16 protein-coding genes and 2 CRISPR repeat arrays are annotated in these 25,362 nt (G+C 64.5%); of the genes, 5 read left to right on the top strand and 11 right to left on the bottom strand.

From position 1 onward, the window contains the following. Positions 1–4 precede the first annotated feature (4 nt). From cas7e to BKX93_RS19855, 10 genes are all read right to left on the bottom strand, one after another. Positions 5–1,057, bottom strand: a complete 1,053-nt coding sequence (cas7e, locus tag BKX93_RS19895; RefSeq protein ID WP_070981029.1) for a type I-E CRISPR-associated protein Cas7/Cse4/CasC — start codon at positions 1,055–1,057, stop codon at positions 5–7. Between the two features lie 19 nt (positions 1,058–1,076). Continuing rightward, positions 1,077–1,664, bottom strand: a complete 588-nt coding sequence (gene casB / locus BKX93_RS19890) for a type I-E CRISPR-associated protein Cse2/CasB (RefSeq protein WP_070981027.1) — start codon at positions 1,662–1,664, stop codon at positions 1,077–1,079. Further along, on the bottom strand, positions 1,645–3,234 hold the full coding sequence (casA, locus tag BKX93_RS19885) for a type I-E CRISPR-associated protein Cse1/CasA (protein WP_070981026.1): 1,590 nt from the start codon (positions 3,232–3,234) through the stop codon (positions 1,645–1,647). Before casA ends, casB begins: the two co-directional genes overlap by 20 nt. Positions 3,235–3,247: 13 nt before the next feature. Continuing rightward, on the bottom strand, positions 3,248–3,394 hold the full coding sequence (locus BKX93_RS25425) for a hypothetical protein (RefSeq protein ID WP_160300461.1): 147 nt from the start codon (positions 3,392–3,394) through the stop codon (positions 3,248–3,250). A 225-nt stretch (positions 3,395–3,619) separates the two neighbouring features. Further along, positions 3,620–6,358, bottom strand: coding sequence for a CRISPR-associated helicase/endonuclease Cas3 (locus tag BKX93_RS19880; protein ID WP_070981024.1), 2,739 nt, complete (start codon positions 6,356–6,358; stop codon positions 3,620–3,622). Between the two features lie 177 nt (positions 6,359–6,535). Then, a complete protein-coding gene (locus BKX93_RS19875) occupies positions 6,536–7,663 on the bottom strand; it encodes a PI-PLC domain-containing protein (protein WP_186009450.1) in 1,128 nt (375 codons plus the stop codon). Between the two features lie 225 nt (positions 7,664–7,888). Next, positions 7,889–9,749: direct repeats of the CRISPR family, unit length 29 nt; unit sequence CGGTTCATCCCCACACACGTGGGGAACAC. 166 nt (positions 9,750–9,915) lie between these two features. After that, on the bottom strand, positions 9,916–12,168 hold the full coding sequence (locus BKX93_RS19870) for a glycoside hydrolase (protein ID WP_070981020.1): 2,253 nt from the start codon (positions 12,166–12,168) through the stop codon (positions 9,916–9,918). A 75-nt stretch (positions 12,169–12,243) separates the two neighbouring features. Next, positions 12,244–13,059 carry a DUF2861 family protein gene (locus BKX93_RS19865; protein ID WP_145929345.1) on the bottom strand — a complete coding sequence of 272 codons (816 nt, stop codon included), beginning with the start codon at positions 13,057–13,059 and terminating at the stop codon, positions 12,244–12,246. After that, positions 13,056–13,703 carry a response regulator transcription factor gene (locus BKX93_RS19860; RefSeq protein ID WP_070981019.1) on the bottom strand — a complete coding sequence of 216 codons (648 nt, stop codon included), beginning with the start codon at positions 13,701–13,703 and terminating at the stop codon, positions 13,056–13,058. The genes BKX93_RS19865 and BKX93_RS19860 overlap by 4 nt, the downstream gene beginning before the upstream one ends. Next, a complete protein-coding gene (locus BKX93_RS19855) occupies positions 13,684–15,057 on the bottom strand; it encodes an ATP-binding protein (protein WP_070981017.1) in 1,374 nt (457 codons plus the stop codon). The genes BKX93_RS19860 and BKX93_RS19855 overlap by 20 nt, the downstream gene beginning before the upstream one ends. A 105-nt stretch (positions 15,058–15,162) precedes the next feature. Here BKX93_RS19855 and earP point away from each other — a divergent pair, with 105 nt between their 5' ends. The 5 genes from earP (at position 15,163) to BKX93_RS19830 (ending at position 22,689) form a co-directional block, all read left to right on the top strand. Continuing rightward, positions 15,163–16,308: an elongation factor P maturation arginine rhamnosyltransferase EarP gene (gene earP, locus BKX93_RS19850; protein ID WP_070981015.1), complete on the top strand. Its 1,146-nt coding sequence runs from the start codon at positions 15,163–15,165 to the stop codon at positions 16,306–16,308. 62 nt (positions 16,309–16,370) lie between these two features. Next, positions 16,371–16,934, top strand: coding sequence for an elongation factor P (gene efp / locus BKX93_RS19845; protein ID WP_031296347.1), 564 nt, complete (start codon positions 16,371–16,373; stop codon positions 16,932–16,934). 182 nt (positions 16,935–17,116) lie between these two features. Further along, positions 17,117–18,855: direct repeats of the CRISPR family, unit length 29 nt; unit sequence CGGTTCATCCCCACGTGCGTGGGGAACAC. Between the two features lie 319 nt (positions 18,856–19,174). Beyond that, positions 19,175–20,506 (top strand): replication-associated recombination protein A, encoded by a 1,332-nt coding sequence (locus tag BKX93_RS19840; protein WP_046158719.1) that lies wholly within the window; start codon positions 19,175–19,177, stop codon positions 20,504–20,506. 2 nt (positions 20,507–20,508) lie between these two features. After that, positions 20,509–21,792, top strand: a complete 1,284-nt coding sequence (gene serS / locus BKX93_RS19835; RefSeq protein ID WP_046158718.1) for a serine--tRNA ligase — start codon at positions 20,509–20,511, stop codon at positions 21,790–21,792. A 351-nt stretch (positions 21,793–22,143) separates the two neighbouring features. Continuing rightward, positions 22,144–22,689, top strand: a complete 546-nt coding sequence (locus tag BKX93_RS19830) for a GIY-YIG nuclease family protein (RefSeq protein WP_070981013.1) — start codon at positions 22,144–22,146, stop codon at positions 22,687–22,689. Between the two features lie 13 nt (positions 22,690–22,702). On the opposite strand, the gene BKX93_RS19825 is transcribed toward BKX93_RS19830, so the two are convergent. Continuing rightward, positions 22,703–25,216, bottom strand: a complete 2,514-nt coding sequence (locus tag BKX93_RS19825) for an EAL domain-containing protein (protein ID WP_046168499.1) — start codon at positions 25,214–25,216, stop codon at positions 22,703–22,705. Positions 25,217–25,362 lie beyond the last annotated feature (146 nt).

Raw genomic sequence — 25,362 nt, 5'->3', positions numbered from 1 at the left:
GGCCTTACTCCGCGGCGAAAGCCAGCAGCGCCTGCAGGCTGCCCTCGCCCTTGATCACATCGAATTCATAGCGGCTATCGGCGCAAGCGCCGTATACCTTGTCCATATTGTCACGCACGGAAACCAGAGACTGGATGCCGCCAGCCGCGTAATCCCCGCTATTCAGTGGCTTGAGGAAGGCCAGCGACAGGCTGCGCGGCTGGCGGTCGCCGCGTTCGGCCAGCGCGTAATGAGCGTAGGCGCGGCTGGCGTAGCTGTTTTGCTTGCCGTTCGGGGCAACGGTCAGCGCGGCTTCCGCCAGCGCCGCGATGGCGCGCTGCGCCAGCGCGTGGTCGCCGCCCAGGTTTTGCAGCAGCAATTCGCGGTCGATGCAGATGTATTGGTAAAACACCGCGGCGGCGAAGGCGCTTTCGCCGATGTGGGCCGCGCCGGGGTCTTTGCGGTTCAGATCGTCCACCGCGGTGAAATAGTCGTCCTCCACCGCCGTGGCGTGGATGCCCAGCGCGTGCGCCACCTGCACCGCGGCCTCGACGTTATGCTCGGCCTTGCTGGCCAGCATGCGGCCGAACATCGCGATGTCCGCCGCCTGCTGCCGGTGCAGCAGCGCGTCTAGCTCCTCTTTCTCCGGCGCGCGCTTATCGGCGATCAGCTTGGCCACCAGCTTGTCCAGCGAGGCCTTCTCCTCGGCCGAGATGTGCACCAGTTGCTCGATCTCGTAAGGCTTGTCCTTCTTCAAAGCGCCGTACACCTTGGCGATCTCATTGGCGCTGTCGCCGGCCAACTTGTCCGAAAAGCCGGCGGCTTTCAGCTTGTCATACGCCTCCACGCCCAGCAGCTTGGTGCGCGTGCCCAGCGCGCCCTCGCTCTCGCCCACCTTGCTGAACAGCTTCTGCTCGAACAACTCCGACGTGCGCCAGGCGCGCTTCAGGCTTTGCGACGACACCCGCAGGCGCTCGACTCCGCCCATCATCGCGGTCTTGGGGCGGCCCAGATCGTCGCGGTTCAGATTGGCCGGCGGGTAGGAAATCAGGGTGTGCAGCTGGATGAAACGGCTCATGTTTTGTCTCCAATGGCAATCAGGCGGGTTCTTGATCGGCTTCGCGCAGCGATTCGTGGTAGTAGTCGGCGGCCCAGCGCAGCTTCAGTCGCTCTTTCGGCGCCAGCGCCGCGTCGGGGTGGCGGAACTCGCGCACCCACTGCAGCAGCTCCACCGCCAGCTTGCCGACATCGACCTCGCCTCCCAGCAGGTCCACCGCGCGGCGGGTCTGGCGGAAAAAACCATCCTCGTCGCGGCAGGTTTGCAGCTGATGAAAACGCAGCTCGCTCATCGCGACGCGGCCTACATCGTTCTTGCGGCCCAGGCTGCGGGCAAACGCCTTGCCCGGCGCATGCTGGGCATGCGCCGCCACGCCGGCGGCCAGCGCCAGCTCGTCCGCCTCCACCGCCACGCCCTGGCGCTTCAACTCTTGCAGCAGGCGATGGAAAGCGGATTGCAGCAGCACATCCTCCGGCGCGGCGCAGCGCCGCAACTGGGCGCGGTCTGCCCGCTTCAACATCGCGAACGGCCCGCGGCGCTCCTCGTCGCTCGGGTCCAGGGCCAGGCGCCACTGCGCCACGGTCTTGGCCAACTTTTCCCGATCGGCCTTATCGAGCAACAGCTTCATCGCCTTCCCCCTGGTAACGGGCAATCCGCTCGCCCATGATCTTGTGCGGTTTGGCCCGCCACAGGCCGCGCTGCAAATCGGCGCGCGCGCGCACTGTCCCAGCCATGTCCATCTGCTCTATCGGCGCGCACAGCACCCAGTAATCGAACAGCTCCAGCACCAGCCGCCTCAACGGCGGCAACCAGGCGGAAAACGCTTGCGCCTGGCCGGCCTCGTCCAATTGTTCAGATTCGGCCAAGCGCGCCACCGCCTGGTAGAACAGCTCCTCGCTGCGCTGCCAGAAACTCTGCTCGACGGCCGGCTCTTTCTTGTCCATTCGGCGCGCTTTTTTCACCTGATCGCCCAGCATCAACGCGCTCTGCCGGGCGACATCCAGCAACTGGCGCGCGGCCTCGACGAAATGGCGCTCATCGCCGCTTTCCAGCCGGAACAAGGGCAGCGTGGCGTCGCGCCAGGCCTCGGCCTTCATATTGTCCATCTGGTAGCCGAAGCACCACAGCCGCGCCTCGCCGCGCAGCTTCAGCTTGTCGGCCTTGCCGCCCTTGCGGTTGAAGTCACGCACCACCCGCGCGGTTTTTTCGTTGTCGTTCTCGCCCAGCGTCAGGCTCAGCCAGTGGCGATAACCGCCGGCCGCACGGCCTCCTTTGGCCGACAACGGCGGCTTGGACGGGTCTTTGGCATCGAACAGATAAGGCGTCAGCGGATGCTGCCAGGGGCCGGTGTAGTTGACGCCGTAATTGCGGGTGCGGTACTGGCGGTACAGCGCATCGTGCGTCTCGCCGCATACCTCGCACACGCCGCCGGCCACGTCGTCCACATCCAGCCGGATGCGGCGCGGCATGCTCCAGTAGGCTTGCAGCGGATGAACATCCTCCGGCAAGGTCTCCACCCCGCTCTTGTCGCTGACGCGGGTGGCCGCCAGCCACGGCAACTTGGCCGACAGCGGCGACTCCGCGCGCCAGGCGGCGTCCTCGCCATCCAGCGGCAACACGTTCAGCCACAGCTTATGCCACAGCGAGGCGTCGCTATCGCTAGGCTGCACCAGCGTGAGCGTGGTCAGCGGCCCGCCGCCTCTTAAAGAAGTGCGATGTCCAACTCCGCCGCTGGGCGCGTTGATCTGCAAGGTGAACAAGGCCTGCGCCGCGCAGCTCTCGCACAGGCCCTGCCAGTCGGCCAGTTTGTTGAAGAACAGATTGGAATCCGAGCCGGTATCGATCAGCAGCTCGGCGGTGCTTTTGGCGTTGCCTTCCAGCTTGGCGTCGCGGTCCTGCATGAAGGCGATATCGCCGGTCAGCTCGAAAGCCGGCCGCAGTGGCGTGAGCCAGGTCTCCAGCTCCGCCGCGCTGGGCGGCGTATTCCAATAGCCCAGCCAGTCATTCAGATTGCCCGGCGCCGCCGCCGTTTGCATCAGGCCGATCAGCAGCTGATACAGCGCGCCGCGAAAATCCGCCCGCGGCGCCAGCACGTCCACCACCTCCGGGTCCGCCGCGTCGTAGACGCTGCCCGGCGACACGCTGCCGTCGCGCCGTTTGAGGCGGAGCCAGCGGTTGGCGGGGTTGAGTAGATTCATCCCACCCTCCTAGTTACTTGAATTCAACCTTCTTCACTCGCCAGATGAAAATCAGGGCAATCACCAACACCAAAATCAACGCCACAGCCCAGCCATTACCTTTACCCGCCAAAGTCCCAACAGCTTCACTACCCAACACCCACACCAGAAATTCGCGCATTACTCAGCCTCCCGAATGATGACATTCGAGATTCTAGCACTCATCAAAAAAAAGTAAAGCAGAAAGGGGCATGGGGATTTTGAGTCTCAACACCCAATCTGTTATAATGCAAAGGTTCCTCAAGAAGTTGGGGATGAACCACAGAATGGGGATTCTATCCTTAATATCTGTCAATACGTTCCTTGCGATAGCAGGGCTTATTCCAGGCGGCCCCGGCCGCCTGGTTCACTTCCACAGCAAGCCCAACTCCAGGCTGTACCGCACCGCCACCGCCTTGCCCCTGGCATCAATACCCTGCCCCAGCCACACCCCAGCCTCTTCGCCAGCAATCAAGGGCAAGATCAGGTCGTACTCGGTCAGCCAGGGCTGGTCCCGCGCCAAACCGTCCAGCCAGGGTTTGAAGCGCTGCCGCCAGGCCGGCGCGATATCCTTGAGCCTGTTGGCGTCCACCCGCAGCGCGGACAGCTGCCATTGCAGGCGCGGATCATCGCTTGGGAACAGCAGCCGCAAGGCCTCGCCATCGGCCACTGCCAGATAGACCAGCCGCGTTTCGTCGGCCAGCCGGGTGGCGACGTCGCTGTCTTCCACCCAATGCTTGCTGCTGTCCTCGCAGTAGCCCTTTTCCCAATCCAGCCCGTTGAACAAGGCCATGCTGCGCTGGCTCATCGCCTCACCCAGGCATTTATTGGCGGCAGCTTGCAGTTCAGCCGGCGTTTCACGTTCGCTGGCTGAGCCATATACGGCCTCCACCAACTGCCGCACTGCTCCGGCTTCGCCGATTTCTCCAGGCGACACAATGCCGCCCGCTGCCAGCAAAGCCTGCTGGGTCTGCCATAGCTTGGCGGAATCCGGGTATACGTATTGCGCGCCGGGGAACAGCCGGCCATACCAATCGGCCTTGGCCTCGTCGTCCGGCTCCGGACCGTATAGATAGAACACAGGCTCCGGCCGTTGCTCGACACGCTGCGCCGACGGCACGTCGTCCGGCCACGGCTGACCGTCCGCCTGGCGAGCATGGCGCTGCAAGCGGCCGGCGCGCTGGATCAGCAGGTCTATCGACGCCAAGTCGCTGACCATCACGTCGGCGTCGAAATCCAAACTCTGTTCCAATACTTGAGAGCCAATCAACACCCGTCCCGCGCGCGTGGCCGCATCGGAATGCTTGCCCAGCGCATCCAATACTTTGTCTTCTATCTCCAACCGATGCCCCATCGCGTAACGGCTATGGAATAGGTGCAACCTATCGGCGGGAATGGCATCCCGCAGCAGGTCAAAGGCGCGACGAGCGTCGTCCACCGTATTACGCACCCAGCACACGCAGCGGCCGGCATGCGCTTGCTGGATGATCAGCTCGATCACAGCCTGTTCATCATGCAGATGCGCCACCCGCACCTTGCGCTTGACCTCGCGGCGGGTTTCACAGGGCTGCTGATGGAAGGCGGAGGCGGACAGATGGCTGGCCAAGGGATAATCCGGCAGGAAGGCTTGGCTCAGGCCAGGCTGGGCCAAGCCTTGGCGATAAGCGTTCAGCAACTCGCGCTTGATCCGCTCCGGCACGGTGGCGGACAACAGCACCGCGCTGCCGCCCTGCGCCGCGTGCCAGCGCAGCAAACCGGCCAGTAAAGTGCGGACATAGGGATCGAAACCGTGCACTTCATCTACCACCAACACCTTGCGGCTCAGGCCCAGCAAACGCAGCGACTGGTGCCGCACCGGCAACGCCGCCAGCAAGGCCTGGTCTATGGAGCCGACGCCGGCCTGGGCCAGCAAGGCTTTTTTGTTATTGTCCGCCAGCCAGGCATTGCAGCTCATGCCTGCCGAGGCATCGTCCTTGGCATAGGGCCGGCCGCCGCGCTGCACGCTGAGCGCGAAGTCTTCCACCAGTTGACGGGCAGAGTGGGCCAGAACCAGCGAAGGCTGTTCGCCCTTGACGAATAACTTGCGGTACACGCCGCCAACGCGGCGGTACATCTGGTTGGCGGTAGCCATGGTGGGTAGGGCGAAGTACAGGCCGTCGGCCAGTCCGGCCGCCATCAGCCGGTGCGCCAGGATCAACGCCGCCTCGGTCTTGCCGGCGCCGGTCACATCCTCCAGCAGAAAAAGCTGCGGCCCTTCGGCCAGCGGCGCCGTGGCGGCGTAACGCTGCAGGGGAGTGGGAGCGGATAGGTAAGGGATAAAGTCGGTCAGTTGGTCGGCGCCGACATACGCCGCGCTGCGGCAAACGGCGAATCCCGATGCCGTCACCGCGCGCCGGGCAGCGGGCCGGGCGTGATCGGCCCAATAGTCGGCCAGCGCCATCGGCAGGGCCCGATACGGGAAGTGAAATTGATTGGAGCCCAACCAGTCAGCCAGCACCATCAGGCCGGCCAGTTGCCAGGCTATGCGCGGGTCCAGATCGTCAGCCGGCTGCGGCAAGGGCCCGGCCAGGGCTGCGGCATCGCAAGCGAAGGCAAGCGCGGCGGCCATATCGTCCGGCAGGAAATGATCGTCGGCGTACAAGCGCTTGGAATCGCCCTCGCGCGGCGGCCTGCCGTGGTGGCCGCAGACGATCCGTATCCATGCCTCCCACCGGGCATGCTCCGCAGCAGGCAATACCTCGGCTGGCAGGTTCGACCGCAGATGGTCCATCCACAACAAATAACCGAGGGTATCGTGACGCTCGGCGTATCGCGGCGCCCTGTCCACCGGCACCAAGTCGGCCGAGCCCGGCGGCAGGATGGACTGGAAGCTGCGGGCGAACTTGCCCAGATCATGCAAGAGGGCGAAATAGACCGCCGCCGCGCGAAACTGCGCCACATCCCAACCCAGGCTGGCGGCGCAAACCGCTCCCCACGCCGGCCGCTGGTCCAGCAGCGCCTCCATCACCGCCGCCACGTCCAGCATGTGAAATGGCAGCAAATGCCATCGATCTCCCGCCTCGTCGCGCGGCGAAGACTTGCCCCTGTACCGCCAGTACGCCTGCATCGCCCCTCCGGTGACAACCGGTCAGCCCGCTGGACTCGACCCAGGCGCGCAGGTTAGCAGCTCAAAAACACATTGTCATTTTGGCAAATAAGAATATTGACATAAGTCACGCGATGGCCCGCAGGCGCGCCCACTGGCGGAGCCTGCGGCCCTTCTTTATCCCCGCCTCCCGCTGCGCTACCAGGTATTGGCGGCTCCCAGCGCACCGGCATTCAGCCGGGCGGAGATCGCTACCGGCATCGCCAGCCCAAACCAGGGCGAGGCGATATTCGTGTGCAGCAGCGACGCGTAATCGTCCACATAGACGATGTTGACCTGGGGATCGGCCAGAGGGTCGTAGTCTTGGCCGACCCAACGTCCGTGCTCCGTAAAAAACGCCAGCAGACGCGGATTGGCATACCGCCGCGCGTACTCCAGCGGATCGCCCAACACCTTCTGCGGCGTAAGCGTCCAGGACAGCAGATGCAAGGTCCGGGGCACGCCCCGGGCTTGGTCAAGAAACCAGTTTGCATCATAACCTTCCGGAACGGTCCATTTGCCGTTGGGTGCGAAACCGTAGCCATTGCGTTGCGTCAATTTCAAAAGCTGATCGGTTTGCATGCCATTGAACAGCACGCCATCGTCGACGCCGGTGCTATTGGAATACTGATCGAACAGATACAGGCTGTTTTCCCCCATCGGGTATTTCGGCGCCACGACGAAAAAGCCTTTGGGCAAGACATGGCCGCGGCTCGCCACATACTCCTCGCGGGCGGTATCCAACGCGCCGTCATACAACACCGCCACTCGCGAGCGGATGCTGTCGGCCGCGCCTTTGCCATCGTCCAGCAATGTCCGGTATGGCGCCTGGAACAGATTGATCCCGCCTTGACGATGCGGCACCAGGAATTCGCCCAATGTCGCGACGATCTGCTGGATCAACAACTCATGGCTCAAGTGGGTGAAGTGGTAGAAGTGGGAAATGTTCAGAATGACCAGTTCCCGATGGGCCGTCTCCAGCTCCAGCATGAATCGGCGAAGCTGCATCAGAATGCCATCCTCGCCATCTATCGGCCCGCCGGTATAAAACTCGCCGTGATAGGTGAACAACCGCCCATCCTTGACGCATGGCCGGATATCGAAATACCGGATGCCGCCCAACAGCTGGCCGTAGATGTCCTGGCTTTGGGTTTTGGAAAGCGCGTTGCTCACCGCCCGGTCCACATAACAGCCAGAGTCGTGCGTCCCGGGCAGCGTGACGCGCGACAAGGGACGATCAGGAAACGGACCTCTGGCGTCATTGGCGGTACGGAACAAGTCGGTCATCCAGGGCATAGCCAGTCCTTTCGTTCTGCATGGGCGGAAAGCATCATCATTTCCACCTGAACGAAACCGGCGATCGGATGTGAATCACACGCCGATCGGCATGGCAGGCAGTTTGGAACGCATCCCTGCCGGGATGGAGAACTCTTGAACGACTGATATAGCGGTAATGGATCCCCACGCATGTGGGGAACGCTATTTGGAGATGGCCCAACAGTTGCCGGAACACGGTTCATCCCCATACACGTGGGGAACACGGGCTTGGTGCGGCCCTGGGCGTAGAGCGCGTCGGTTCATCCCCACACAAGTGGGGAACACTGAGTGGTGCCGCCAGTTTGCTGCTGGGCGGCCGGTTCATCCCCACACACGTGGGGAACACCCCATGCCGCACCTGAAAATCGACGGCGTCTACGGTTCATCCCCACACACGTGGGGAACACGTCGTTGCGCGTCGGGTTTGGGGAAATCCATTCCGGTTCATCCCCACACACGTGGGGAACACAAACAAGGGAAGTAGGGCGCATGTGGCGGTGTCCGGTTCATCCCCACACACGTGGGGAACACTTCCGATCCGGCCATCGCCGGCCGCAATCTGGAGGTTCATCCCCACACACGTGGGGAACACGCCAGTTTGCACAGCGCCCACAGCAGCGAGTCCGGTTCATCCCCACACACGTGGGGAACACAGAGTAATTGCCATAGGTAGAAGTGCTTGCAGCGGTTCATCCCCACACACGTGGGGAACACTTGGAGGCGCGACTGGCGCCATTGGAGGCGCGCGGTTCATCCCCACACACGTGGGGAACACTCGCACGCCAGCGATCAGCGCTGAGATGGCGTCGGTTCATCCCCACACACGTGGGGAACACATCGGTCTTCACGCGGCCAACCAGCGGCGTGACGGTTCATCCCCACACACGTGGGGAACACAACGAACCCGCGTATAAAATCCCCCAGGTTCTCGGTTCATCCCCACACACGTGGGGAACACGTATAACCCGCAGCCGCCCGCATCTAATACAGCGGTTCATCCCCACACACGTGGGGAACACTCGTAGGTGTATTGCGAATCGGTGGTGAATCGCGGTTCATCCCCACACACGTGGGGAACACCGATTGGCGCGCGCGGTCCTCAACTTGATGTACGGTTCATCCCCACACACGTGGGGAACACCAAACCGCCATGCGACTATTCTGGACTGCTGTCGGTTCATCCCCACACACGTGGGGAACACTAATACCCGTCTCTTGTCTCATATTGAGACAACGGTTCATCCCCACACACGTGGGGAACACGGGCATGGGGTTCCTGGCCCGCTCGATCAAGACGGTTCATCCCCACACACGTGGGGAACACATCGTCGTCGACTTGGCGCGCGGGATGACCAGCGGTTCATCCCCACACACGTGGGGAACACTTGGCCTCGCTTCGCCAACTCTCTAACCAATTCGGTTCATCCCCACACACGTGGGGAACACCGACGGGAGACAATAACCATGTGGGGCGCCGTCGGTTCATCCCCACACACGTGGGGAACACGACTGCGTGGCGAACACTACCGCGCAGTTTGCCGGTTCATCCCCACACACGTGGGGAACACTGCGGCGAGGTTACTGCCCTCTCCCGTAAAAACGGTTCATCCCCACACACGTGGGGAACACGTGGGCAAGCTGCCGCTGGTTGGCGATCCGTTCGGTTCATCCCCACACACGTGGGGAACACGCGCTGTTGCTATACGAAGCGCCGCAGGAACTGGGTTCATCCCCACACACGTGGGGAACACCACCAGTCCATGATCTGGATGCGCTCGCGGCGCGGTTCATCCCCACACACGTGGGGAACACGCGAAATGAGCCGTAAGGAAATGGCCGAACTGCGGTTCATCCCCACACACGTGGGGAACACAGGTGGTGTGACTTATAGCACGATTGATGCTGCGGTTCATCCCCACACACGTGGGGAACACTAAACCTGATTCGTCTGCCCCTCAGCCTGAGACGGTTCATCCCCACACACGTGGGGAACACGAAACGGCACCAACGCCAAGCGCAGTAATAATTGGTTCATCCCCACACACGTGGGGAACACACCAATCTCAACATTTTGATTTTTAAAGATAAAAACTCACTCTAAAAATCTACCGATTTTCCCGCCCAAAAAATAATCAGCTGAATCACCCGGCAATACCGCCTGCCAGCCATGGAAGACTACCGTGCCATGGCCAGCAAAACGACATCGGCATTATTCCAGCGACTCACTTGCCCGCGCAATCGGCCACCCGCAGCAGCCTGGGCGGCTGGCCTGCCAGCTCGGCGAGCAAGCTTTGAGGCGGCAAGGTTTGCTTGCCATAGACGGCAGGTTCCGCCGCGAAGTTGGCGGTGAGGCGGCTGCCGTCGGCAAAGCGGGTTTGCTGCAGCGTATGCTCGGGATTGAGCCACTCGAAACCGGTCAGCGCCTGAGTGGCCAGCCGCTCGTGCAGCGGACGGAAGACACGGTCGGCGCATTGCAGCTGCGGCAGACGGGCCTTGAGGCTGGCGGCGGACAGGTGGAACAGCGGCGGCACGTTGTACAGCCATTGCGCCAGCAGGTTGTCCGCGTAGGCGTTGGAGAATTTCAGATTGTCGTACAGCCAGTGGTTGGTGGTGATCACCGAACCATGGAACACCGCCTGGTACAGCGGCAAGCGAAACGGCGCGCCGAAGTAAAGGTCGCGGTACGGCTGCTTCAGCGGCACTTTCTTGAAGAAGGTTTCCGGCTGGTCGGACGGATGCCAGCGGCCGAGGAAGTATGGCGACTGCTTGTTCTTCTGCAAATCGGCGTCGCCCCAGCCCATCACCGGCACCTGCATGCCGTGGGCGAAGGCGATGCCGCGGCTGGTGGCGGCATTGCCCATTTCCGACCCCACCGGCAACTGATAGGCATCCGCCACCCATTGCATCGATTTCTCATAACCGGCCGCCATCTCCGCCTTGCCGGTCTGGCGGCCGGGCGTGTAATCGTCGAACACCATCCCGGTGGCGTAGGCATCCAGGAACCAGCTGTTGAAGCCGGCGGCGGCATGCAGCGCGCGGGTGCGCTGTTGCAGGGTGTCGCGCACGCAGTCCGGATTGGTGTAATAGCCGGACTGCTGGAAACCGGCCTTTTTCTTGCCGTTGGCCAGCGTAACGCCGCATTGGCGGTAGACGGCCTCTCCCTGCTGGGCGGAAAGCCAGTCTTCGCGGTAGCCTGGCTTCAGCGCGGTTTCATAGGAGTCGTAAGCCGTCACCAGATAGCCCGCGTCCACGCCGGCTTTCACCGCCTGCGGCTGCCACAGGCCGCCTTCCCAATTGTCCGCGCCCAGCCACAGCCGTTTGAGCCCGGCCTCCTGCAAAGCCGTTATGGTCTTGCGCGACAAGCCGCCGCCCCAGCGCGACGCGTCCGGCTGCAATGCGGGGCCGAACAGCCGCTCCGCCAGCGCGCGCAGCCGCAGATAGGGCGCGGCCATCCGCTCCCAGTCCGGCTTCTTGCCCAGCCAGCCGGCGCGGGCTTCGGTGGTCAGCGCCTGGTTGACGGCCTCCATCAGCACGCGTTGCTGGTAGTGGTCTGGCTTGGAGCCGGCCTGGCGCAAAACCTTGCCGGCCTCGGCGTCGAAGCGGCCGCGCAGCCTGGCGGCCAGCGGGTCCGGCCCGCGCAGCAGCGTGAGGAAGGCCGGCCAGTCGCGCACGTCGGACGCATCCAGCAGATTATTGCCCCACAGGTAGACATGGCTGGCGCCGATCAGCTTGACGGTGTCCGGCTGCGCCTTGATCTTGTCGGCCAGCGTTTGATAACGGCCTTCATTGATCAGCCACTGCCGGTAGCGCTGCGCGCCGGCCAACAGATTGTCGTCGGCCAGCCGCAGCAGCAGCGTCATCGGCCGTTGCTGATTGAGCGGGTTGAATTCGTGGCTCAGGCTAAGCGCCAGATTCGAACCGTCGGCACGGATGGCCAATTGATTGTTGAACGGTTCCAGCAGCAGCCAGTGCAGGCTGCGGCGGCCATGGTCCATGCCCCACAGCGGCAGGCTGAGGTTTTCCGTGGTATCCAGGCCGTCGCCGGCGAAACCAGGCAGGAAATCGCGCCACTGCTTGCTGCCGGCCGGGATGTAGCTGCCCTCGGCCAAGGGGAGCAGCAGGCCCTTGCCCATCGCCGATGCCGGCTGGCGCAGCAGTTCCACCCTGCCCGGCGCTTTGGCGTTCAGGGTCAGCGTCAGATCCCTGCCCTGCAGCCTGGCCTGCCAACGGTAACGGCCATCGTCCCATTGCCAGTCGGCTGACTGATCATCCTGGCGCAGCGCGGACACCTTGCGCGCCGGCACGCCATCGGACACCGGCCGCGCCGGCTCGCCTGCCGCTGTCACCTTCAGCGCCAGCGTGGCCGGCTCCAGCTCCACTTTCCATTCCGGGTTCTGCAACACCAGCCCGGCCCAAACCGGCAACGGCAGGCCCAGCGCCGCAGCCAACGGCAGCATTTTGATCAGACGCGTCATTCCCTCTCCCGCAAATCAGTCATTTGAATAGACCGCATTGCAACGCAAAAGGGATGGACGATTGTCAGGATAATGTCAGAACTGGCCCAGCGGCGCGGCCACACGGTGGATCTGGCGGATGGCGATGGGGCCGCGGAACTCGGCGCGCAGCAGCGACACGCTGGCCCACAGCCTCATGCCGCCAGGGTTGGCTGGCCAGCGCAGCGTCTGGCCCAGCTCGCGCCGCTGCCACCAGCGCAATTCGAAATCCGGCTGCGACAGCAGCGCCTGCTCCAGCCAAGGCCGCGGGCAGGCGGATGGCAGGACTGGCGGATGCGGCGCCAGCTTGCGGCCTTCGCGCCGCAGCCAGTCTTGCGCGGCCATGCCAAGCAGCGACAGGTCCTGCCGCCAGGTTTCGCCGCCGCTTTGCGCGGTCAACCGGTAGACGCCGGGCGGCAGCACGGCCGCCTGATCCTCGCTTTCCAGCTCGAACTGCCGGCCGTCGTAACGCGTCTTCGCGCCGGCCAGCAACTCGCGGCCGTCCGGCAGCCGCAGCGACCAGCGCAGGTCGCGTCGCGGGCTGACGCCGTTCAGCCTGACGTTGTAGCTGCGGCTGAGCGGGATGTCGCGCTGGATCAGGTCCAGCTCCAGGTCGCCCAGCCAGGCGGGCGGCGCAGCCGGCGCGTCGCGGCCGCACTGGCTAGACGCCATCTCGCGCTGCAACACGAGCCAGGCCTGGCGCTGCGCGGCGCTGGCCAATGCTGCCCCCAACGCGTCCAACTGGCGCCAGGCGCCGGTGCGGTCACCGGAGAACAGCGCGTGGTAGGCCGGCTCCAGCGGCGTGGCGGGCAGCAGCGGCGCGGCGGCCGCCTGCGCCATCCAGGCCAGAACCAGCCAAACCGGCGGCCTCACGCCCCAGCCTCGCACAAGCGATAGCCGACGCCGCGCACGGTTTCGATCGGGATGTCTGGCAGCTTTTGCCGCAGTTGCAGCACGTGAGTGTCCACGGTGCGGGTGGACGGGAAATGTTGGTAGCCCCACACCTGGTTCAATAATTCGCCGCGGGTGAACACCCGGCCCGGCATCCGCGCCAGCATCGCCAGCAAGTCGAATTCGGTGCGGGTGAGCGCTACCTCGCCGCCGCGCCAAGCGGCCGCCTGCCGGGCTGGGAACAGCTTGAGATCGCCGCAAGCCAGCAGCCCCTCGCCCAGCGGCCGCAGTTGGGCGCGCACGCGGGCCAGCAACTCGACATGGGCGAAGGGCTTGGTCAGATAATCGCGCGCGCCGGCTTCCAGCCCGGCTACCCGGTCGTCCAGCTCCACTCGGGCGGTGAGCACGATCACCGGCAACGCCTTCAGCGCCAGCCACTGCGGCAGCAGGCGCAGCGAGTCGCCATCCGGCAGCTGGCGGTCCAGGATCGCCAGTTCGGCCTGCCGCCAGTGGGCGGCCACCTCGCCGCCGTCGCGCAGCCACAGGCAGTCGTAGCCCTGCTGTCGCAGGAACTGGCGCAGGCCCGCGCCCAATTCGGCGTCGTCTTCAATCAGCAATATCGTCACACGGCAACTCCAGCGTGAATGTCGTCGGCGGCCCTTCCAATGCCAGCCGGCCGCCCAGCCTTTTCATCACCCGCCGCACGATGGCCAGGCCCAGCCCCATGCCGGCGCTGGCGCTCAGCTCGCGCCGCAGCAAGGACAGCCGGTAGCGCGGCAGCGCGCCGCCGTCGCTCACCGCCAGCCGCAGCCGGCCTCTTTCCCAACCCGCTTGGATGCGAACCGGCGGCTGGCCATGCTGGCGGGCATTGCGCAGCAGATTGTCCAGGCACAGGCCCAGCCAATAGACGGGCAGATTCAGATTTCTATCCTGATCCAGACAATAAGTCGCTCCGTGGCGTTCCGCGACGTTGTCCAGCCACTCAGACAAGGGCAGCGGCTGCGGCGCTTCCAGCCGGCCGTCCGCCGCCAGGTAATGCCGGCTGGCATCGGCCAGCTGGCGCAGCTTGAGCACGCCGTCGGCCAGCCGGCCGAAGCCTTGCTGCGCGCCGGGCGGCAATTGATCAAAGCCGGAGCGGAAGTCCTCCACCACATTGCCCAGGCCGGCGATGGGGGTGCGCAATTCGTGGGTGAGCATCTGCAGCACAAAGCGCCGCTCCCGCTCCAGCCGGCGGCGCTGCAGCCAGCCGTAAGCCAGCACGCCGGCCGCCGCCAGCAGCGAGAACCCGGCCAACGCCCGCCACCACCATGGCGACGGCGGCAACGGCCGCGCGCAGATCCGGCCCAATGGCTGCGGACAGGCGTCGCCGTCTGCCAGCGGACTCAAGGCCAAGCCCGCCGCCTCCGCCAGCGGCCGCCATTGTGCGGCGCCGTAGCGGCGCCAGGACGCGCCGTCTCGCCACCATAAATCGCCGCCGTCCAGCAGCCAGCGCTCGCCGGACAGCAGCGCGGCCAGGCTGTCGTCGCCGAGCTTGCCGATGCCGGCGAAGGCCTCCGGCCGTTCGCGCACATGCAGATAGGGCCGCAAGGCGGACGCGGAATCGGGATGGCGCTGCAGATAGTGCCAGGCGTAGCTGCCGCCCAGCGGATGAATGGGATGGGCGGCGAACCAGGCCGACGGCAGCGCCTCGCCATCGCACAGCGCCCGCTCGAAGCGCTGCAGGTCGGCCGGCAGCGCCGGCCACGGCGCGCGGCACTGGCCGCCGTGACGGTACAGCGCCTGCAATTCAGCCAAAGGAAGCTGGCCCAGCGCCGGATACAGCGAATCCGGCCGCAGCAGCGCGGCGTCCAGCTGCTGCAAGGCAACCACCGCCGTCTCCGCCTGCGGGCGCGCGGCGCGCAGCGCGGCCTGCAGCGCGGCGACATCGGCGCGGGCAGGCAGGCAGAAAGCGATCAGGAACAGGGCGAGAAGACGCGGCATGGATAGGATTATAAGGCCGTCCCACCCGCCCTGCGCCAGGCCGAGAGCAACCGCCGGGCTTCCGTGCTAAGCTGCCGGCGTTTGTCCATTCATCCGTTTCGCCTCATGCCACCTCGCAGCTGGGATATCTTCTGTACCGTCATCGACAACTACGGCGACATCGGCGTCGCCTGGCGCCTGGCGCGCCGGCTGGCGCGCGACCACGGCCACGACGTGCGGCTGTGGGTGGACGATCTGGCCAGCTTCGCCCGCATCGCCCCGGGGCTGGACCCGGCGCTGCCGCAGCAAACGCTGGCCGGCATCGACATCCGCCATTGGACTGAAGCCGCCTTCCGCGCCGGCATCGCTCCCGCCGACGCGGTGATCGAGGCTTTCGCCTGCCGCCTGCCGGACAGCTTCGAGAACGCGATGGCTGCCCGGGCGGTCAAGCCGGCGTGGATCAATCTGGAATACCTGTCGGCCGAGGACTGGACCCTCAGCCATCACAAGCTGCCCTCTCCCCACCCCAGGCTGCCGCTGATCAAGCATTTCTTCTTCCCCGGCTTCGACGCCGCCAGCGGCGGGCTGATCTGCGAGGACGGTCTGATAGACGCGCGAACAGCCTGGCAAGCGGACGAGGCCGCGCAAAACGACTATTGGCTGCGCCGCGGCCTGCCGCCGCGCGCGGCCGGCGAGCTGCGCGTCAGCCTGTTCGCCTACCACAACCCGGCCGCCGCGCGGCTGCTGCAAGCCTGGGCCGACGGCCCGCTGCCGGTGCGCTGCCTGGTGCCGGAAGGCAAGGTGCTGCCCGATGTCGCCGGCCTGTTCGGCCGCGCGCTGCAAGCCGGCGACCACGCCCGCCTGGGCAATCTGGACCTGCACGTGCTGCCGCTGAGCGATCAGGACGATTACGACCGCCTGCTGTGGGGTTGCGACCTCAACTGCGTGCGCGGCGAGGACAGCCTGGTGCGCTCGCAATGGGCGGCGCGGCCGATGTTGTGGCACATCTACCCGCAGGAGGACGATGCCCACCTCGCCAAGCTGGAAGCCTTCCTCGGCCAGTACTGCGCCGGCCTGCCGGCCGAAATGGCCGCCGCGCTGCATGCGCTGAACCTGGCCTGGAACCGCGATGGCGACATCGCCGCAGCCTGGCGCGACGCCGCGACCTGGCTGCCGGACTGGCGCAAACATGCGACAAACTGGCAACAGCATCTATTGGAGGATGGGGATCTTGTCGCCAGACTGCTGCACTTTGCGGCCGAGATCAGCTAGAATACCGCGTTTTGTCGGGAATCTTTCCCGGCTTCATTTCAAGAGTTTGGGATTAGACAAGCATGAAAACCGCACAAGAACTGCGCGCTGGCAACGTATTCATGGTCGGCAGCGATCCGATGGTCGTGCAAAAGGCTGAATTCAGCAAATCCGGCCGCAATGCCTCCGTCGTCAAGATGAAGATGAAGAACCTGCTGACCGGCGCCGGCAGCGAAGCCGTATACCGCGCGGACGACAAGTTCGACGTGGTGGTGCTGGATCGCAAGGATTGCACCTACTCCTACTTCGCCGACCCGATGTACGTGTTCATGGACACCGAGTTCAACCAGTACGAAGTGGAAGCCGACAACCTGGGCGACACCCTGAACTTCATCGTCGACGGCATGGAAGACATCTGCCAGGTAACCTTCTACGACGGCAAGGCCATCTCCGTAGAACTGCCGACCACCGTAGTCCGCGAAGTGGAATACACCGAACCGGCCGTGCGCGGCGACACCTCGGGCAAAGTGCTGAAGCCGGCCCGCCTGGTTGGCACCACTTTCGAAGTTCAGGTTCCGGCCTTCGTCAACACCGGCGAAAAGATCGAAATCGACACCCGCACCAACGAATTCAAGAAGCGCGCCTAAGCCTTCTGGATTGTTGTGCCGAGAAAAGCGCCCCACGGGGCGCTTTTTTGTTTTCGGGCTTGGGGCTGGCAGACAGAAGCGGATATGGGCCACGCTCCCCTATGCGCCAACTGCTAATCGAAAAATCGTCTCCGCGTGCGTGGGGAACACTCTGGAATCTCGTGGTAGGTCTCGCGGAACAACGGTTCATCCCCACGTGCGTGGGGAACACGTCGTCTGGACAAACCCCGATCTGGATTACAGCGGTTCATCCCCACGTGCGTGGGGAACACCTGACGCCGGCGGAGGCTGCCAGCCGGCTGGGCGGTTCATCCCCACGTGCGTGGGGAACACGGGCAGCCAATCCAATTTTTCCCCAAGTAGCACGGTTCATCCCCACGTGCGTGGGGAACACCCACAGCGGCGTGGTCCAGTTAGCGGCCTGACCGGTTCATCCCCACGTGCGTGGGGAACACGCGTTGTCCAGTTTTATCGACTGACCAGGCCGCGGTTCATCCCCACGTGCGTGGGGAACACGCCAGATTCTCACGCTCACAGGCGGGCTCACGGCGGTTCATCCCCACGTGCGTGGGGAACACACTGATCGAACCATCGGTCACGCTGGCGAACGCGGTTCATCCCCACGTGCGTGGGGAACACTCCTGACGCCAGATACGGACGCATGTCTTCGTGCGGTTCATCCCCACGTGCGTGGGGAACACTCCAGCGCTTCGCGTAGGTAATCGCCACTCAGCGGTTCATCCCCACGTGCGTGGGGAACACTGATCCGAAAAAAGATTCTAGTTGCAAACCCCCGGTTCATCCCCACGTGCGTGGGGAACACTATTAACCGCCACTCCTGGCAGCGGCAAAACCCGGTTCATCCCCACGTGCGTGGGGAACACGGCGCGCGGCGCGTCGGCCGGAATGCGCGGGTCGGTTCATCCCCACGTGCGTGGGGAACACTGAACAATGAATTTCTGATCGGGCAGTCGCCGCGGTTCATCCCCACGTGCGTGGGGAACACAGCAAGGCTGCTTTCAGGCGTAGCGCGTGAGACGGTTCATCCCCACGTGCGTGGGGAACACGTCAAGGCTCTACGTGGCATGTGGAACAGGCGCGGTTCATCCCCACGTGCGTGGGGAACACCACGGTCTCGAATGTCTTCGTCGCCATCGAGGCGGTTCATCCCCACGTGCGTGGGGAACACTCGGGCCCTTGACGCCCATGTCGCCCAATACCCGGTTCATCCCCACGTGCGTGGGGAACACACTAGCTCGCCGGTTTCCATGTCCCGCCCCCACGGTTCATCCCCACGTGCGTGGGGAACACGGCGATCAACTCCATCAGATATGTTTGCCGCGCGGTTCATCCCCACGTGCGTGGGGAACACAATACAAAGCTGCGCATTCCACCGCGCCCGTTCGGTTCATCCCCACGTGCGTGGGGAACACATTTCAACTGAACTAGCTCATTACTGAGTTGCCGGTTCATCCCCACGTGCGTGGGGAACACGCAAACTGGCAGCGCGCGTAATCGTCATATCCCGGTTCATCCCCACGTGCGTGGGGAACACGGCGCGCTGGGTCTGGCGCTGGAGCAGCTGGACGGTTCATCCCCACGTGCGTGGGGAACACTTGTCCTGGAGGAACTGCGCGAACTCCTCCTGCGGTTCATCCCCACGTGCGTGGGGAACACCGCTCGCCGGGGTCGGCCACGCGGTTCATCATCGGTTCATCCCCACGTGCGTGGGGAACACAACATGGCGCGCGCCGTGCAGTCCGCTTTCACCGGTTCATCCCCACGTGCGTGGGGAACACAGATTGATCTGGTACATACCTGCTGCGCTAGTCGGTTCATCCCCACGTGCGTGGGGAACACATGAACGCGCGCCAGAAGGCCCGCAAATCGCCCGGTTCATCCCCACGTGCGTGGGGAACACACCATTTTCAAACTGCTGATTTTTAAAGATAAAAACCCACTCTGAAATTCTACCGATTTTTCCGGCCATAAAACGCCGTTCAAATCCCCCTGCAAACCACCGCGCGGCCTTGGGAAATTGTCCCTCTCCAAGCGGGCCGCGCGCTAGCCTCAGAGCCTGGGCGCAAGGCCTCTCAACAGCCCGGCTTTGGCTCGGCCAGACGCCATAGACTAACGACATTCCAATGACATGCAAGCAAAAAGCGCCTGGCTGGCGCTTTTTTCATGCCGGTCCCCAACTGGTATACTGTTTCTCCGCTCCATCCCGCCCAAGTCGCGCCATGTCCGATCTTTTTTCCGTCGAACCGCAAAAACCGCTGGCCGAGGCCTTGCGTCCGCAGGCGCTCGATCAGGTGATCGGCCAGCAGCATCTGATCGGTCCGGGCAAGCCGCTTAGCCTGGCGGTGGCGTCCGGCAAGCCGCACTCGATGATATTGTGGGGCCCGCCCGGCGTGGGCAAGACCACGCTGGCGCGCATTCTGGCCGCCAGCTTCGACGCCGAGTTCATCCCGATCTCGGCGGTGTTCGCCGGCGTCAAAGACATCCGCGAGGCGGTTGAGCGCGCCAATGCCGTGCTGCAGCGCTCCGGCCGACGCACCATCCTGTTCGTCGACGAGGTTCACCGCTTCAACAAGAGCCAGCAGGACGCCTTCCTGCCCTTCGTCGAATCCGGCCTGATCACCTTCATCGGCGCCACCACCGAAAATCCATCGTTCGAGGTCAATTCCGCGCTGCTGTCGCGCGCCCAGGTCTATGTGCTGAACAGCCTGAGCGAGGATGAGCTGAAGCAATTGTTCGAGCGCGCGCGGTCGGAAGGCGCGCTGGATGGGCTGAATTTCGACGACGCGGCCGTCTCCACGCTGACCGGCTACGCCGACGGCGACGCCCGCCGCTTCCTGAACCTGCTGGAACAGACCCGCACCGCGGCGCAGACGCGCGGCGCTGCGGACATCGACCCGGCTTTTCTGGAAGAGGTGCTGACGCTGAACGCGCGCCGCTTCGACAAGGGCGGCGACGCCTTCTACGACCAGATCTCGGCGCTGCACAAATCGGTGCGCGGCTCCAATCCGGACGCCGCGCTGTACTGGCTCAGCCGCATGCTGGACGGCGGCGCCGACGCGCGCTACCTGGCGCGCCGCATCGTGCGCATGGCCTGGGAGGACATCGGCCTGGCCGATCCGCGCGCGATGCAGATCGCCAACGACGCGGCGCTGACCTACGAAAGGCTGGGCAGTCCGGAAGGCGAACTTGCGCTGGGACAAGCGGTGATCTATCTGGCGGTGGCCGCCAAGAGCAATGCCGGATACAACGCGTATAATCAGGCCCGCGCCTTCGTCAAACAGGACAAATCCCGCCCGGTGCCGGTACACTTGCGGAACGCGCCCACCCGCCTGATGAAGGAACTGGGTTACGGCCACGCCTACCGCTACGCGCACGATGAGCCCCACGCCTACGCCGCCGGGGAAACCTATCTTCCGGAGGGGCTGGAAGACATCGAATGGTACCGTCCGGTGCCGCGCGGGCTGGAAAGCAAGATTCAGGATAAACTGGCCTTTTTGCGTCAGCTGGATGCAGACGCCCAGCAAGATCCCGATAGTGAAAAACAGGAATAATCATGCTCGACATCAATCTACTTCGCAATGACATCGAAGCCGTCGCCGCCCGTCTGGCGGACCGCGGCTACACCCTGGACACCGCCGCATTCAATCAGCTGGAAGCCGAGCGCAAGTCCCTGCAATCCCGGATGCAGGAACTTCAAGCCAAGCGCAACGCCACTTCCAAGCAGATCGGCATCGCCAAGAGCAAGGGTGAAGACGTCTCCGCCATCATGGCCGAAGTAGCCACCCTGGGTGACGAGCTGAAAGCCGCCGAACAGGCGTTCGACGGCGTGCAGGGCAAGCTGGACGCCTGGCTGCTGGTGATCCCCAACCTGCCGCACGAATCGGTGCCGGCCGGCAAGGATGAAAACGACAACGTGGAAGCCCGCCGCGTCGGCGTGCCGCGCCAGTTCGACTTCGAAGTGAAAGACCACGTCGACGTCGGCGCCCCGCTGGGCCTGGATTTCGACACCGGCGCCAAGCTGTCCGGCGCCCGCTTCACCGTGCTGAAGGGAGACATCGCCCGCCTGCACCGAGCCATCGCCCAGTTCATGCTGAACACCCATACCGGCAGCCATGGCTACGAAGAGCATTACACCCCGTACATCGTCAACGACACCGCGCTCCTGGGCACCGGCCAGTTGCCCAAATTCGCCGAGGACATGTTCAAGGTGACCCGCGGCGGCGACGAAGAAGCCGCGCCGCAATACCTGATCTCCACCTCGGAAGTGACGCTGACCAACACCGTCGCCGATACCATCCTGCAAGAGAGCGAGCTGCCGAAGAAGATGACCGCGCACTCGCCGTGCTTCCGCTCCGAAGCAGGCAGCTACGGCCGCGATACCCGCGGCATGATCCGCCAGCACCAGTTCGACAAGGTGGAAATGGTGCGCGTGGAGAAGCCGGAACACTCCTACGCCGCGCTGGAAGAGATGGTGGGCCACGCCGAGAACATCCTGAAGGCGCTGGAACTGCCCTACCGCGTGGTGACGCTGTGCACCGGCGACATGGGTTTCGGCTCCGCCAAGACCTATGATCTGGAAGTGTGGCTGCCCGCGCAGAACACCTACCGCGAAATCTCCAGTTGCTCCAACATGACCGATTTCCAGGCTCGCCGCATGAAGGCGCGCTACAAGGACGAAAACGGCAAGAACCAACTGGTGCACACGCTGAACGGCTCCGGCCTGGCGGTGGGCCGCACCCTGGTGGCCATTCTGGAAAACTACCAGAACGCCGACGGCAGCGTGACTGTGCCGAGCGTGCTGCGTCCGTTCATGGGCAAGGACAGGATCGGCGGCTGAGACCCGGGCGGTCTCGCCAGCAAACTGCAATCGACGCCGGCCGCCACGCCGGCGTTTTTCACGCCCTCACTCCAGGCTTGCCCTCTCCCTGCCTAAGACCCGCTAACAAAACCCCTGATCCTGCGTTGCGCCTCCTTGCCGTACTACTGGTACTGCCTGCGTCGGCGCGCCTTGGCTCAGGTTCTCTGCGAGGTTTTGTTAGCGGCTCTAAGCACTCCCGCCATTCACGACTCCTGCGCCGTCTCGTTACAGATAAAGCCGTCCCTATCTCACGGCCCACCCAGCCGGCGGCGGCATCCCCGGACACCCCAGGCGCGTCTTGCTTGCGCAACCATCCTCAGGAGAACCGACATGGCTGAAGTTCAATACCGGCTTAACGCCGCCATTCCCCTCAACCAGCTGCTACCCGCGAACCCCGGCGTGCCCACCGCCTTGCCGGCGGCCTTCGTCAACCAGCCCGGCCTATACATCATCCTCAACCAGAACAACCCTCAAGAAAACAGGTATATGGGCATCTCCGACAACTTGCGCAATCGTTTCGCCGGCCGGCAGGGCGTATGCTTCGAGCTGGGCTTCGCGCCACAGGTGCTGAACAATATTTACGCCTTCCTCGGCACCATGCGCTACCGGAACAATGGCGCGGCCAACTGGACCAATGCCCCGGGCTACGCCGTGCCCAATCTGATGATCGCTCTGGACGGCCAAAACTACGACCTTGAGCACCTATTCATCAAAGCCTCCCAACATGCCTGGCCGCACGGCACCATCACGAACACGCAGAAAACCGGCGTCTTGAGGAATACCGGGGGCTTTCCCATCGATGTCGCCATCAGCTGGGTCGGCCCAGCGCCCAATCAGCAGCAGGTCCGCATTCCGGTGGGCGGACAATTGGCATGACGCCTGAAGCCGCTCATCGCCCCGCCATCGCCACCGGCGACCGCGCCTCCAACATCGAGGCGAACGCCTCAGGCGGCAAGGGCTTGCTGAACAGATAGCCCTGCGCGCAGTTGCATCCCTGCTCCAGCAGGAAACGCCGCTGCGCCTCCTCTTCCACCCCCTCCGCCACCACGTCCAGCCCCAGGCTGCGAGCGATGGAGACGATGGCGCTGGTGATGGCGGCGTCGTCGCCGTCGCAATGCAGATCGTCGATGAAGGAGCGGTCTATCTTCAACCCGCGCACCGGCAAGCGCTTCAGATAGGACAGCGAGGAATAGCCGGTGCCGAAGTCGTCGATGGACAGATACATGCCCAGATTCTGCAGCCGGAACAGCGTGTCCACCATGCCGCCGGCGTCCTCCATCACCACGCTCTCGGTGATTTCCAGCTCCAGCGCGCCGCTATCCAGGCCATGGCGGGCCAGCGTCTGCTCCAGCTCGGCGACGAAGTCGCCGTGCTTGAGCTGGCGGCCGGACACATTCACCGCCAGGCGGCCCGGCGCCAGGCCGGCGTCGCGCCAGCGGCGGGCATCGGCGCAAGCGGTTTCCAGCACCCAGGCGCCGATCTGCGCGATCAGCGCGCTCTCCTCGGCGATGGGAATGAAACGATCCGGCGGCACCAGGCCCAATTCGGGATGCCGCCAGCGCAGCAGCGCCTCCGCACCCACCAGCTCGCCGCTGTCCAGCGCCACCTTGGGTTGGTACCACAGCTCCAGCTCCTGCTGCGCCAGCGCGCGGTGCAGGCTGTATTCCAGCTTCAGCCGCTCCAACGCGCGCGCGTTCATGTCCGGGGTGTAGAACTGGAAGCCGTTCTTGCCGCCGTCCTTGGCGCGGTACATCGCGGTGTCCGCGTGCACCAGCAGCGTGTCGGCGTCGCGGCCGTCCAGCGGGAACATGCTGATGCCTATGCTGGCGGAGATGAACATCTGCTGGCCGGCCACGCCGGACAGCTCGGTGACCGCGTCCAGCATCGCCTGCGCCCGCGCCGCCACCTGGGCTTCGCCGGCGGCGCCTTCCAGCAGCAGCGTGAATTCGTCGCCGCCCAGCCTGGCCACGGTCTCGGTGGGCAGCAGCCGCGATTGCAGCTGCCGCGCGATGTGGATCAGCAACTGGTCGCCGGCGTAGTGGCCCAAGGTGTCGTTGACCAGCTTGAAGCGGTCCAGGTCGATGAACAGCAGCGCCAGCTGCTGGCCGGCCGCGCCGGCCCGGTCCACCGCGCCCTGCAGCCGCTCCAGGAACAGCGTGCGGTTGGGCAGGCTGGTCAGCGCGTCGTGGTTGGCCAGGAAATGCAGCCGCTCCTCGGCCTGCTTGCGCTGGGTGATGTCTGAAAATACCGCCACGTAGTGCAGGCATTCGCCGTTGGCGTCGCGGATCGCGGTGATGCTCAGGTGCTCGGTGTACAGCAGGCCTCCCTTGCGCCGGTTCACCACCTCGCCCTGCCAGCGCCCGTCGCGCAGCAAGCAGCGCCACAGCTGCTGATAAAACTCCGGCGGCTGCTTGCCGGATTTCAGCAAGGCCGGCGTCTTGCCCAGCGCCTCTTCCCGGCTGTAGCCGGTGATGCGGGCGAAAGCGGGATTCACCGACTGGATCACGCCGTTGCGGTCGGTGATGATGATGCCTTCCATCGTCGACTCGAACACCTTGTCGGCCAGCAGCAGGCTGTGGCGCGACTGCTGCAAGGCCTCGTCGCGCTGACGCAGCGCCTCGTTCAGCTCGTGCAGGTATTCGTGTTCGATGCCCTGCACGATGTCGTCGAAGCCCAGCAGCCGCAGCAGGCGGCCATCGTCGCCAAACACCGCCAGGTGGCGGATATTGTGCTGCTGCAGCAAACGCCTGGCCTGCAGCAAACTGGAAAATTCGGACACGCCGATCAGCGGGCGGCGGCAGCCCTCGCCCAGGGTTGGCGGCAACTGGTCCGAGGCCAGCCAGCGCAGCACGTCGCGCTGGGTGACGATGCCGTGCCCGCCATCCTCCAGCGCCACCGCCAGCGCCGACAAACCCTGCTCGCGCATCCGCTCCATCGCCTCGCGCGGCGTGGCCGCCGCCGGCAGCGACCGCGCCGGCGGCCCGGGCAGGTCGCGGATGCGTTTGACGATCAGAAAGGATTCCAGCCCCTGATTGCGGACGATGTCGGTCAGCGTGACGATGCCCAGCGGCTGACCGCGCTTCCACACCAGCGCGTGGCGCAGCTGGCGGCGGCGGAAGGCCTCCACCGCGTCCTGCAACGACATGTCGTGCGGCAGGCTGGCCAACTGCGCGCTGATCGCCTGCCCCACCGGCAAGTCCGGATCGCGGCGCCCCAGCGACGCCTCCAGCGCATCGGATTCGGTCCACAGGCCCAGCACCTCTCCTTTTTCGTCGCGCACGGCGATGGAGCTGCAGGCGGCCGCCATCATCCGGCTGGCGGCTTCGCGGATGGGCAGGGACGGCGGGCAACACAGGAGATCGCAGGATGCGATGTCGGCCAGGGTTTGAATCGAATAGGACATTGACAAACATGGCCTCGTCATAAGCTGACGGCCATTATACCGTTAACCATCTTGCCGCAAGGGCCGGAATGTCAAAAATTCTATCCTGTGCGAAATAAAAAAGCGCCGGATCGAAATCCGGCGCTTTGTCTTGTCCGCGAGGCGCG

It is taken from the genome of Chromobacterium vaccinii, assembly GCF_001855275.1.
In the GTDB taxonomy this organism is placed as follows: domain Bacteria; phylum Pseudomonadota; class Gammaproteobacteria; order Burkholderiales; family Chromobacteriaceae; genus Chromobacterium; species Chromobacterium vaccinii.
This window is presented reverse-complemented; position numbering and strand designations above follow the sequence as displayed.

Bases quoted from the DNA above. Each gene is read 5' to 3' on its own strand.
- BKX93_RS19855 (WP_070981017.1), bottom strand. From the start codon at position 15,057: ATGCCGCGTCTTCTCGCCCTGTTCCTGATCGCTTTCTGCCTGCCTGCC.
- BKX93_RS19825 (WP_046168499.1), bottom strand. From the start codon at position 25,216: ATGTCCTATTCGATTCAAACCCTGGCCGACATCGCATCCTGCGATCTC.
- BKX93_RS19875 (WP_186009450.1), bottom strand. From the start codon at position 7,663: ATGACCGACTTGTTCCGTACCGCCAATGACGCCAGAGGTCCGTTTCCT.
- cas7e (WP_070981029.1), bottom strand. From the start codon at position 1,057: ATGAGCCGTTTCATCCAGCTGCACACCCTGATTTCCTACCCGCCGGCC.
- BKX93_RS19870 (WP_070981020.1), bottom strand. From the start codon at position 12,168: ATGACGCGTCTGATCAAAATGCTGCCGTTGGCTGCGGCGCTGGGCCTG.
- BKX93_RS25425 (WP_160300461.1), bottom strand. From the start codon at position 3,394: ATGCGCGAATTTCTGGTGTGGGTGTTGGGTAGTGAAGCTGTTGGGACT.
- BKX93_RS19830 (WP_070981013.1), top strand. From the start codon at position 22,144: ATGGCTGAAGTTCAATACCGGCTTAACGCCGCCATTCCCCTCAACCAG.
- BKX93_RS19880 (WP_070981024.1), bottom strand. From the start codon at position 6,358: ATGCAGGCGTACTGGCGGTACAGGGGCAAGTCTTCGCCGCGCGACGAG.
- serS (WP_046158718.1), top strand. From the start codon at position 20,509: ATGCTCGACATCAATCTACTTCGCAATGACATCGAAGCCGTCGCCGCC.
- casB (WP_070981027.1), bottom strand. From the start codon at position 1,664: ATGAAGCTGTTGCTCGATAAGGCCGATCGGGAAAAGTTGGCCAAGACC.
- BKX93_RS19840 (WP_046158719.1), top strand. From the start codon at position 19,175: ATGTCCGATCTTTTTTCCGTCGAACCGCAAAAACCGCTGGCCGAGGCC.
- earP (WP_070981015.1), top strand. From the start codon at position 15,163: ATGCCACCTCGCAGCTGGGATATCTTCTGTACCGTCATCGACAACTAC.
- efp (WP_031296347.1), top strand. From the start codon at position 16,371: ATGAAAACCGCACAAGAACTGCGCGCTGGCAACGTATTCATGGTCGGC.
- casA (WP_070981026.1), bottom strand. From the start codon at position 3,234: ATGAATCTACTCAACCCCGCCAACCGCTGGCTCCGCCTCAAACGGCGC.